This window comes from Gordonia sp. UBA7860, assembly GCF_002500165.1.
GTDB lineage: Bacteria > Actinomycetota > Actinomycetes > Mycobacteriales > Mycobacteriaceae > Gordonia > Gordonia sputi.
The window spans coordinates 1-4,813 of the sequence record NZ_DLSO01000057.1 but is presented as its reverse complement, the minus strand read 5'-3'; the positions used below and the strand labels follow the sequence as shown (position 1 = coordinate 4,813).

6 protein-coding genes are annotated in these 4,813 nt (G+C 68.5%); 3 read left to right on the top strand and 3 right to left on the bottom strand.

The window, feature by feature from the left end:
- The first annotated feature begins 258 nt into the window (after positions 1-258).
- Entirely contained in the window at positions 259-555 is a 297-nt protein-coding gene (locus tag B3T59_RS08230) for a hypothetical protein (protein WP_287001975.1), read from the top strand.
- 64 nt (positions 556-619) lie between these two features.
- Here the strand turns inward: B3T59_RS08230 and B3T59_RS08225 are convergent, their stop codons facing one another.
- From B3T59_RS08225 to B3T59_RS08215, 3 genes are all read right to left on the bottom strand, one after another.
- Positions 620-1,798, bottom strand: coding sequence for a Fis family transcriptional regulator (locus B3T59_RS08225; RefSeq protein ID WP_287001974.1), 1,179 nt, complete (start codon positions 1,796-1,798; stop codon positions 620-622).
- 256 nt (positions 1,799-2,054) lie between these two features.
- Positions 2,055-2,414, bottom strand: a complete 360-nt coding sequence (locus B3T59_RS08220; protein WP_287001973.1) for a helix-turn-helix domain-containing protein — start codon at positions 2,412-2,414, stop codon at positions 2,055-2,057.
- Positions 2,407-3,507, bottom strand: coding sequence for a tyrosine-type recombinase/integrase (locus B3T59_RS08215; RefSeq protein WP_287001976.1), 1,101 nt, complete (start codon positions 3,505-3,507; stop codon positions 2,407-2,409). Before B3T59_RS08215 ends, B3T59_RS08220 begins: the two co-directional genes overlap by 8 nt.
- 297 nt (positions 3,508-3,804) lie before the next feature.
- On the opposite strand from B3T59_RS08215, the gene B3T59_RS08210 reads away from it, so the two are divergent.
- Both B3T59_RS08210 and B3T59_RS08205 read left to right on the top strand, forming a co-directional pair.
- On the top strand, positions 3,805-4,284 hold the full coding sequence (locus B3T59_RS08210; RefSeq protein ID WP_287001972.1) for a hypothetical protein: 480 nt from the start codon (positions 3,805-3,807) through the stop codon (positions 4,282-4,284).
- Between the two features lie 211 nt (positions 4,285-4,495).
- The coding region (locus B3T59_RS08205; RefSeq protein WP_287001971.1) for a histidine phosphatase family protein at positions 4,496-4,813 on the top strand (318 nt) is incomplete at its 3' end.

Genomic DNA, 4,813 nt, shown 5'->3' with positions numbered 1-4,813 from the left:
CCCAACTGGTAGTCGTGCGAGTTCGGCGGGTGCGAGTCCGAGTGGCGGCTACTGTCTCCGTGGCCGATGGGGGCCGACTGATCTGACTCGCCCGTGTGGATGGAGCAGCACGGAGTCGTGGAACGGGTGACGAGCGGCGCTGTCTCTCTGCAACGATGGCACCGGGGGCATCTTTGACCTTCTGCGGTTGAGGAACGAGAGCGGCCTCGGTCGCGGCAGCACTCCGAATCGTGACGACTGGGCCTAAGGGGCGGCTGGATGGAGTTCAGGGTCAGCGTTCTGCTGTCGATTCAGCGGGCGTTGTGGGATCTCGTAGGTCCGAACCTGCGTGGTGTCACCGCGACCTTCGACTATCCCGTGGTGACGGCAAGGTTCCTCTTCGAGAACGATCCGACGGACGACGACCTCGAGGACGTCTCGCTGGCGGAGACCCATGTGATTGCAGACTTCCACGAAGACGTCACGGTCGACTTCACGGCCGTCTGGGCCCCGGTCTCGGAACCGCGCGACCTCCTCCCGGGTGAGCACTGGGTCTACCTTCGGAAGGAGCCGTAGGCGAAGGTCAAGTCGTCTCGTGGCTGGCCTGCCGCGCGCAGTGAGTCTGACGTCCGGGGCCGCGCTAGGTCTGAGCGAGGTCGGAGACGTACTTGCCGTAGTCGGCTCCCGAGACGGCGGCGTGCTTCTCAAGCGTGGCGGCCGTGTAGCCGAGGGCCTCGGCGAGGACCGCTACGGGGGTCTGTCTGCTCAGCTCGGTGAGCGTGCCTAGGCGCGCGGCGAGCGAGGAGAACAGCGGGCGCAGCTGCCGCCGCACGTGCATCGCGGTGACATGGTTGCCGGGCATGGCACCGCGGAAGATCCACGGCGAGTCACGGTGTGCCGCCGTATTCGCTTGTCCGGGGTTGGCTGCAAGGTCGCGCACCGGGCCGTCGAGCGGGTGGTCGAACAGGATCGGCATGCCGGCGACGTTCACGGTCACGTTGTCGGGAGCGATCGTGACGTCGTCCCAGCGCAGCCGCACGATGTGCGCGATGGGCTGCGCGAAGACCAGGACGAGGAGCGCCGCGAACTGGTTGCGGGAGGACCACTCCGAAGAGGACAGGACGTGGTCGAGCGCTCCGGCTTGGTCGTCGTGGGGGAGGCGGGCGGCGGTCCCGCGACGATGACGCGGGACGGTCAGCGCGGGATCGGTCACCTGCGCCGTGCGCGCCCAGGTGAGAAACCAGGCGACGATAAGTCGCGTCGTGGCGCCTTCTGCGAGCCAGGTGTCGAGGTCGTCCTGTGTCGCCGATGCCAGCGTCTTACCGTTGTCGGTCAGCCAGTTGCAGAACTCGATCGCGACCGTCGTCACCTGCTTGGCGCGCAGGAACGTGCCGTTGCTGATGGGGGACTCTGCGCGCATGTGCCGCAGATGCCTCCAGCGAATGTAGCGGTGGACGATCGCGCGATGCTCGGCGTCGGCGATCCGGTCCTCGGCGTCGTCGGCCCACTCGGTGAAGCGAGCGATGAGCTCGTCGCGCGGCTCGAGGACCCCGTGCTCGACAAGCAGGCCTCGGATGTACTCGCGCGTGCGGCCGCGGTCGAGCCGGTCCATCGACGCGTGTGTCACGGGCCTGGCCGCGGCGATCTCGCGAAGCATGGTGTGAACATGCTCTTGGCGAATCCAGGTGAGCCCGGAGTTCGCCCGTTCCATCGACTTGATTGCGTCGGTGACCGGTCTGAGCTGCGCTGACACCTTGCCGGTTTGGGGGTCGGCGAACGCCGCATCGACGAGGTCGGCCAGGACGCACTGCTGGCACATCTGGTTGCGGTAGAGCTCCGTTTCGGCGCCGCAGCGTTGGCAGTCGATGTTGACGCGGACTCCGGAGCAGGCGCGGCACGCGGGGCGCCCGTCGATGCGGCCAGGCAGGACTCCCTCGTGCCCACAGTCGCAGGTCCCGGTCGTGCGGATTGCAGCGAGGCGACAGTAGTTGCACGACCGCCCGTCGGGCCAGGTGACGCTGAGCGGGTAATGGCCGCCGCACCGGGCGCAGGGCGTGGGGTAGGTCTCTGGATCCTCAGGCTTGCGCGGGCGGGCCATCATCGCTCTTCACGAGTCGGATGCGGTGAGCGATGGACGCCGTGGTGTCGCCCTCGAGGGGGCGCCGCGGTGCGTTCGCGGTCTTCGCGGCGCGCAGCTCCACCCTCGGCTCGATGAGGTCGGCGGGGGAGCAGTCGAAGATGTCGCAGAGCGCGACGAGGACGCTCAGGGAGATCCGTTCCGGTGTGCCCGTCACGAGACGGTAGATCTGCGTATCGGACAGATTGATGCCGCGGTCGCGTAGGAGGGGGCGTAGCTCGGTCGACTTCCAGAGATTGTGCTGGGCCATGATCTGCCGCAGGTGCCACGTGTAGCCGAGGCGCTTGATCTCATTCATCTGGTTCTCCGGTCCCGGTGCGCAGCCGCTGGGCGATCATCCGCTGAACGACCTTCTGCTTGTAGTCCGACGAGACCGAGGTGTAAAGCGCCGTGGTCGACGAGTACGAATGGCCGACCTGCTGCTGGACGAACAGCGGGTCATAGCCGGCCTCGATCAGGTGAGTCACGTAGGAGTGTCGCAGCGCGTGCAGGCTGAGTTCCTCCGGAAGGCCCGCGAGGTCGCGGAACCGTGCGAACGAGCGAGCCAGGCCGCTCATCGTGATGCGGTCGCCGCGCTCGGACGGCCACAGCGCGTTGGAGCGGGCGGCGGTGGCGAACTGTCCGCGGCCACCGGGGGAGTGCCACCTCTCGAGCACGCTGGTGACCCAGTCAAACTGCGGAGTGGTCAGCACTGTGCGCCTGCGGGGCCCGGTTCCGGCCATTCCTTTGGCCCAGCGCACGGTCAGCGCCCCGAAGCGTCCGTAGTCCGGCACGTGAGGGTTCGGGCCGAAGTCGTGCACGTCGAGCATGACCAGCTCGCGGCGGCGCAGCCCGTAGGCGTAGCAGACCTTGAATGCCATTGAGTCACGCATCGCCGTCAGCCACGTCTTGGACCGGGCGTGATGATGGGCGTCGACAAAGTCGTCGACGGTGTCGAAGAAGCGCTGCAGCTCATCGATCACGAAGGCGCGTCGTCCCGGTGCGACGGCGTCGTCGGTCTTGTGCCGCGGGGTGTTCCACTCGAAGACGATCTGAGACGGCAGGTCGCCGAAGCGCTGCTCGCACAACGTCGCCCAGCCGTAGCGGCCGTCGCAGATGAACGAGCAGAACATCGCGATCGCGTTCGACTCCGCACGCAACGTGGTCAACGCCAGCGTCCGTCCGCCCGAGCGGCGCTCTGCGAAGTACTCGTCCAGGTCTGATGCCTGCCAGGACCACGGAAAGTCGTTCGTGAACTCCTGAAAGCGTTCCACGACCCGGTTGCGGCTCTTGATCGTCGCGATCGTCAGGCCTCGCGCCAGCATCTGGTTGCGCCACCCGGCCAGCATCGCCTCGAACACCTGCAGCTCAGCGCGCAGGAGAGGGACGTTCGTCGCGCCGGTGAGCCGCATCGGAACCGACCCGGGAGTCTCGAGCACGCGACCATCCTTCCGAGGAATCGTGCATCTGATGCACGAAACCTAGGGCGACCTGCAGCGAGGCGGCAAGAGTCGACCGGCGTTAGCACGTCCACGACGGCGGGAATGTGCTGCTGACCTGGAGCGACGCAGCCATCGCACCGAGGTGCGAGTTCTTGCATCAGATGCAACTCGCACCAGTTAACCGCCGATAATGTACATTATGTCATTTTGCCGGAACGAAGCGCCCTCCAGCGCATCACGAGGCGCCCCGGTGGGCTCCCCTTCGTCATGAGCACGACGACGTATGCACCGCGGCTTCTCGCACCTGCCACCCGCAGCACCGACTCCCGCGCGACGGGCCGCGCCGCGCGATCCCTGCAGCGCGTGTCGCGGACCGGTATCGGCGCGACCGCCGCACCGGCGTCCTCGAGTTTCGTCTCGGCGTCTTCGGGCGCGCCGACGTCGGTGTTCACGGCCGCCGCACCGGACGCCCGTCGGTCTGGACGCGTCCTGACGACGTGCGCGACGCTCGTCTGGCTGCCGGTGCTCGTGCTGACCGTCCTGGTGTTCCTCCTGGTCGGCGCCATCGGCGGCCTCGCGGCGGCCGGCGTGTGGACCTGGCGCACGGTGTCCCCCGTGCAGGCCCGGCCCACGAACGATGCCGACCAGCGTGCCGACCGGCCGTCGTCCGCGCGTTCGCCACAACCCGTCGCAGCGCCGGGCGGCCGCCGGGTGGTTCGGGACCGCACCATCGGCTACGATGCCTAGAATCGGACATAGACCCCAAACCATTGTGTTTAGGTCAACACCGTGGTGACGCATGAGCGCCCGCGGTGACGCCGTCCGGCTGTTGGGTGCGCCGGGAGTCATCGGTCCCCCGCTCCAGGCGAGGCTCCCCCTGCGTCACGGTGCATGCCGACCACCGCGACGCTCCCCTCGCCACCGCCGTCCTCCCGGCCGTGTGTGCCACCCTGTCCCGGTGCCCGACGCTCCCCGACCACTCCTCCCTCCCCCGCTGCCCGACCTCGTCGGTGTGCGCGAGCGCACCGTGCACGTCGTGACCCACCCGGAGGCGACGCACCACGTCGACGGCCTCGTCGGCGGCCAGCACGACTCCGACCTCACCCCCGCCGGGCTGCGGCACGCGCACCTCGTCGCGGCGGCGCTGCGGGCACGCGTCCCGGCCGGTGCGAGCACGGACGTCGTCACGTCCGACCTCCTGCGCACGCGCCGCACCGCGACCGCGGTCGCCGACGCGCTCGGCACGGGGGTGCGCCTCGACCCGCGGCTGCGCGAG